Consider the following 6645-nt stretch of genomic DNA (forward strand, 5'->3'; position numbering starts at 1 on the left):
CAGCGCATAATTCAGGCTGCAAAGTAACTAACTTATTTCCTAAATAGGTTTCGATGGTATTTTACTGATAATCAACGGCGTAAGGAAGGGCGTTTTATTCGATGTAAAAGACGGTGGAATTACAGGAGAAAAAGAGGTTTGAAGATTAACAAGTTGTCAAACAGTTTCTTAACATAAAATGGGAAGTTTGAGATATCTGACGGAAGAAATGTATGATACCAGTTTTTGGCACCAAAGCAGCTTTTGTGTAAGGCGTTGGTTTCTATAAGATAGGCAGAAATGAGAGGGAAAAGGCCGAAAAGCATCAGCACCAGTTCCTGACACCATCCCGTTCGGATAGTTTTCCGAATATTCAACAGTGTCCAGTTGCTTGCAGAAAACGAACCGTATCTTTTAAGAGGCATGTAGACTGCTTAAGAAGGGATGTTGGCCATCGCAAAGACGAACGGTCAGATTACTGGGGACTGATTGCTTCCCGGTCAGGAGAAGGATAATAGGGTTAGCGGAATATTACTTACACCGCTATCGCCTTGTCTTTCTTTAGCAGATGAACGAACTTCGACATCATTTCCTTAGACGAAGCACGCATATAGCGCTGAAAAGCCTGCATGGAGCGGTGCCCCGACAAGGTCATGATATAATTCACCGGATAACCCCGTTTGTAGAGGTTGGTCACGCAGCTGCGACGTGCCGTGTGAAAACTGATCAGGCTATACTTCGGAGCCGTGTGCAGCGTGGCGTTTCCTCCTCGGAATTCACGGTAGCTTACCATTTCGTCCAGGTGGCAACGCTCGGCCAGCTGCTTGATGACCCGGTTGGCCCTTACCTTATTTATAATAGGGAAACCCTGACTCTGATAATAAGTGATCAGAGGGGCTATTTCCTTCAGGATAGGGATGGCTACTTTCTCTTTCGTTTTCGTCTGATACAGCGATATGACTCCGTCGCCGATCTCTGCTTCGTTCAGTCGGCGCAGGTCGCTGAAGCGCAGAGCCGTGTAGCAGGCAATGACGAAAGCGTCTCTCACTTCCCGTTCGGCATTCGTCAGGTTCTCCATCGTGGCCAGCTTCTTGATCTCGTCTTCCCGCAGGTAAACCGGTTCGCTGACATCGGCCGGAAGCGAGGTTTGCACTTTCTTGAAATAGTCGTTACTAGTCACCTCGTTGTCGTAGGCCCGATGGAGCAAATTTTTCAGAACTTTCAGCGTGTTGATGACCGTATTCTGAGTATAGTTCTTTTCCAACTTCTTTCCGAACCTGTAATTGTAAAGATAATTAGTAAAGTCGATAAAAAACCTCCGGTCGAAATCATTGAACGAAGTGATTGGCACCTTTCGCGTCCGGTTATAGTCTTCCAGACGGGCTACGGCTGTCAGATAAGTATTCTTCGAGCTCTCGTTGCCATGCTTTCCCCGACGGTTGATTTCGTTCATATAGTCTTGAGCCAACCGGCGGAGGTATTGCAACGGATGTTCGCTGGTGAACGACTCCGACCGCACTTCGTCTATCACCCGTCGCAACACACTTTCCGTCAGATACTCGCCGCAAGTAGCCAAGTGTTCGTCTGCATCGCTCAGTGCCCGCTCCATCCGGTTGATCTGTCGGTTGATGTTTTCCAGCCCCAGGCGGTCGCGCTTACTGATTCGTCCCTCGGTCACGCAACGATACGATTCCTTGTCCCAGAAACGCGGCTTCACCCGCAATCCAGTGTACATCCTGACTCTACGTCTGTTCAATGTCATCACCAGCATGATCTGTGTCAGCTGGTCTTTCTCTCTCATTTGCTTCAAATTGAAATGCACCTTCAATTCATCGCTACATTTCAGATACAAGAAGTTTTTCTTCATGGCATTTGAATTTAGAGTTAATATAATAAGGTATGCCTGCAGCTCAAAACCTGCTCCGTTAGAACCCGATTACAACTCAGGTCGCTAGTCCGGGAGACAGGCCGCCAGGCATAATCCAAAGACAAAGATAAATAGGCAAGTTTATTCGTTTGTACGTTTTTAGTATTTAAGTTAAAGTAAGACAATTACTTATGGCTCCACAGACTTATGAACTCAAAAACCGAAGAACTCATCATGGTGTCATCATGCAGAAAACATCTATCAGTGGAAGTGAAGATTTACCGACGTTTACAAGGTCGAAATAACCTTTCACCAGCCGAAAGCGTGAAACATTTTGTTCCGTTCAAGGAGCTTTGTACCTTTCACAAAGAATAAACACATCTTTCCCTAGTGAAGTTTCACCATAAAGCGCTTACCGTTAACCTGTTACGGTGAAAGATGCAAATCGGTCATTATTTGCTTTCACCTATAGTGAACCGTGCTTGAAGCCTTATCTTTCACCGTATCTATCTGTCATTCAGGTGACTTCTTCAGAGGTGAAGGCGTGAAGCCGAATTCGCACAAACCAATTCTAATGATTGCTTGTTCAGGTTATCTGTCCGGGCCATAAACAGATATTGCACTTCACCAGGTGGCACATTACGTCCGTCAAGTGGCACTTGGCGAACAAAAACATCTACATTAGACAGAAAAAGTAGGTAGTTAGCACGTCATAATGAAATACTGCTCTCTCCCCAAATCGCCGAATTACTAAAAATCAACATAGAGATTGCGGTCAATCACCGGATTCAGATCTTAAAGTCGATTCGGGTATCCATCCCCCTAAAGCCTGCATGACTCGTGAGCGACACAAGTGTGGCTCATGAGCCGTGCAAGTGTTGCTCGCGAGCCACACAAGTGTTGTTCCGCAACCATACAAGCGTTACCCGTATAAGAAATCTACTTAACAAATACCATATCTTGACAAGAAGAAAAAATCGGGTTACATTTGTGTTACAAAACTGGAAGAAGTCAGTAATCGGAATATTTGGGCGACAAAATGAACGTGAAATTAGGGTAAAAGGAATCAAAAAGGCGAAACAAAGAAGTTAGTAAATACTTACTGAATGCCTTTCCAAAGCCGAAAAACAGAAATTTGAAAACTTTTTTTAGTTTTTCGAAAGAAAAAAATGTGTTTTTGTTTGTAGTTAATTAGAAAAGCCCTATCTTTGACCCTGAAAAAGCATAAATATTTTGACGAAAGATATAAGAAAGGAGTAAATAATAACCATGACAGAAGGAAGTTCGTTCGAAGACGCAAGCTCGATAAGGGCAGGAAGGCTTAGGCAGGATGACCTTGGAGGGTTTAAAAGTGACTTTAACTTTTCGATGAGTACAAAAAATACGAAATTTATTTTGTATTTAGGAAATAAGTTAGTTACTTTGCAGCCTGAATTATGCGCTGTTGAATAGTATGTTAATATACAGATATACAGCAGATTAGCGTAATATAAACGAATAAATCCGAAGATAAATCAAACAGCAAAAAGAGGTTGGAATTTACACCTTATTATATATAGAGCATAGCTCGATACAAGAAGAAAGGATTTACGATAATTTTCATGGCTTAACAATATACAGCGTGTGATACGCTAAAAAGAGTTAATTTTATAATAAGGTATGTCGCACCACATGCAACGATAACTAAACGAAAAACGAGAACGAAATACTAATAAACATTAATTTATTTACTAACAATTAAAAACTAAAATTATGGAAATGGAAAAGTTTTATGTAGCTCCGGAAGTGGAAGTTCTGGAGGTGGCAATCGAGAAAGGATTTGCAGGTAGTCAAGGTGAAGACATAGGCGACGGAGGTGATTTGTAATCGAGAAAAAGAAAGGATATTAACTAAATAGTTTGATAATGAAAAGCAAATATTTATTTTTAGCAATGGCTGCAGCAACTATGGTTGCTTGTACCAATGAAGATTTCACCCAAGAAGCATCGTCAGTGGGACATGATGGCTTGGGCGAATTGGTTAAAGCCCCAATGTTGGGTGTCAGTATAGAGGCAGACGCAAATACGAAAGCGTTCGAAGGAACTGGATTTCTCTGGAGACCTACTACCGTAAACGGGAAAGTAACTAGCACAGAAAACATTGGTCTGTGTTGGACAGGTGTAGGTACTCCGGAGTATGGAGGACCGACTGATGTGACAGGCGATAAAGTATATACCAACATCAAGTTCGATCACGTAGGATGGCTGTATTCAGGAGAAAAAACTCCTAAACTCCACTGTGGCGTTCTCGAAAATGGTGAGTATCACAACTGGAACGAAGATTTGACTCCGGTAGCTCAATGGAATGATACTAGATGGGAACCTATGAAAGCTGGTCAGTCATTTGATTATGCCACAGGTATGTTTAAATCTGACAATGGAACAATCTACGCTGGAGAATACATCGTATATTTCCCATATAATAACAGCTTCTGGAATGCACCTGTAACTGCAGAACAAAACAGAATTCTGACGTTGGATATTAAAGCAGATGAGACTTTGACTACTTCATATACAGTAGCAGATCCTTCTCAGTTGATGAGCGAGAACAGTTTCAACGTAGGTTATGTAGCTGCCATCAACGGTGGCGACGAAGCTTGTGCTTTTTCTACCAAAATGCTGACTTCTGGTATCAATTTCAAACTCAACGGAGATGCCGATATCAAAGAAATCGTATTACTGAGCAAGGGCGAAAAGGCATTCATCACAAAGATGGCTTTGTCTGCCAAGAAAATCAAAGAAAATATCGCTAACGGTACATTGACAACAGATGTTTATATGACTAGCTATCAGGGTAATGAAGCTGCCTCTACGTTAGTTGTAAAGACTCATGACGAAAAAGGTAATTGTTTGAATATTCTTCCATATTTTGGCACAACAACATTCTATGTGCCTTTCTTACCTAATACATTCCAGGATATGAGAGTCTTGATTGTAGATAAGGATGGTCGTGTAGCTGAAATCAATATTCCTTCATTAGACAATATAACATTTGAAGCCAACAAACCTAAAAACTTAACACTGAATTTCATTGGCAATCAAGTAAAATATAACGACACTGTTATTGCAACATTTGAAAACGTAAACTACGCCTACGATGAAGAATCATTCATCGACGCATTTACAAAGGCTAGAACAAATGCTAACGATGAAAAAGTAGCTCCCCGTACAGTCCAACTGCTGGATAACATCACATTGACCAAGCAAGTACAAGATCAATATTATAAGACTTCAACACACCCTGTTATGATAAATAGCGATGAAGATTTGAACGGTGAAAAGAATCTTCTAACTTTGGGTGGTATTGAAAATGGTAATGTAAATTACATGTTCAGAAATGTTGAATTCGATGCCAATATTGAAAATGAGCCTCAAGGTTGTTGCAATAAGGGCAAGGCAAGCTTGACTTTGATTGACGTTACGACAGCTGAAGGAACAGAACTGAACCTGTATGGAACGAAGCTGAACTTGTATAGCCAAAATGTTGTATTCAACGGTGATGTATACAGCAAGTTCGAACCGACAGACGAAGAAGGAGAACTCCATCCCGACCGTGTACCTGAAATAGAACTGATCAACAATAATTCTAATAAAGTTGTGGCTAGAGGAACTTTCCTCAACGAAGGTAAAATGAATATTGCCTTAAAGACCAAGTTCAGCTTGGAAGGAGGACAGTTGACAAATGGTTCTGCTGACGCCGACTACAGAGCTTCTATTACAGTTAACGGTAATGGTAATGTAGGAGAAGATGGTGTACTGTTGATGTCTGAAGGAGCAACATTCACTAACCATGGTGACATCTATAATAAAGGTAATATTGATAACAACAGCGCAGAGGGAACATTTACCAATGAAGACGGTGCGACATTCACTGACTACGTAGGTTCTACATTAAGTGGATATAGAATTGAAAACAAAGGTAATGCTGAATTCATTTGCGAAGTAAACTCTCTTATCCGTTATAACAATGCCATTGACTTGAATGGTATCCGTCCGACTACAACTTTACGCTTTGTGTATGGAGATAATGCCAATATTGGCAATGGAGACTTCATTAAAGAATATACCCTGCAGCCCAATAAAGACAATGGTATTTATGTTCCTTACAACGAAAGCAAATTAATGAAGTTTGAATCTGCCATTGACGCAACAACAAGTAATAAGGCTAATACACTGAGAATAAATGCAGCAACAAATCAAGATAATGAAGTGATTGCTACAACTATTGGAAGCTTTACTATTAAGAGCGGACGAGTTGATCTTTATCATGCTGGTTTAACAATCGATGGTAACTATACTGTTGATGGTGGTCATCACACTTATTTCGGTGAGAACCTTACTGTTACTGGTGATGTAGTATTCAAAAATGTTATTGCCAATGCAAGCAACAATGAATTAACTGGTGCAGTTAATTTAAGAGAAGATAAGATTTTGACAGTAGGAAAAGACATTATTGTTAACAAAGTAACAACTCTTACATTTAAGAATGGTAGCCAAGTCATTGCAAAGAACATGACTGTTGATAAAGCTCAGAAAGTTACCTTCGAAAAGAACAACGTTACTAAACTTGGTAAGTATGGTTTTGAAGGTGTGTTGACAAATAATGGTCAAATTACAATTGTTAATGCAGTAAGTGGTTCTGATGTTGCAGCTAAAGTTTGGTGTAACCAACGTTTAGGAAACGGTACTTATGTTAATAACAGTTATCCTCAATATTGGTCAAAATAAAATAAGCCATAATAGACTATAACCAATATTCAT

The 6645-nt window shown here is 40.6% G+C and carries 2 protein-coding genes; one reads left to right on the forward strand and one right to left on the reverse strand.

Annotated features, from left to right (window positions below; genetic code table 11):
* Positions 1-514: 514 nt before the first annotated feature.
* Positions 515-1846 carry a site-specific integrase gene (locus Q3C19_RS17445; RefSeq protein ID WP_302731051.1) on the reverse strand — a complete coding sequence of 444 codons (1332 nt, stop codon included), beginning with the start codon at positions 1844-1846 and terminating at the stop codon, positions 515-517.
* A gap of 1904 nt (positions 1847-3750) precedes the next feature.
* Here Q3C19_RS17445 and Q3C19_RS17450 point away from each other — a divergent pair.
* Positions 3751-6612 carry a hypothetical protein gene (locus Q3C19_RS17450; protein WP_302731053.1) on the forward strand — a complete coding sequence of 954 codons (2862 nt, stop codon included), beginning with the start codon at positions 3751-3753 and terminating at the stop codon, positions 6610-6612.
* The last annotated feature ends 33 nt before the right edge of the window (positions 6613-6645 follow it).

The organism is Bacteroides sp. ET489, from assembly GCF_030518095.1.
Lineage (GTDB): Bacteria > Bacteroidota > Bacteroidia > Bacteroidales > Bacteroidaceae > Bacteroides > Bacteroides ndongoniae.

Coding starts and splice junctions, on each gene's coding strand:
- Q3C19_RS17445 (WP_302731051.1), bottom strand. CDS start 1,846: ATGAAGAAAAACTTCTTGTATCTGAAATGTAGCGATGAATTGAAGGTG.
- Q3C19_RS17450 (WP_302731053.1), top strand. CDS start 3,751: ATGAAAAGCAAATATTTATTTTTAGCAATGGCTGCAGCAACTATGGTT.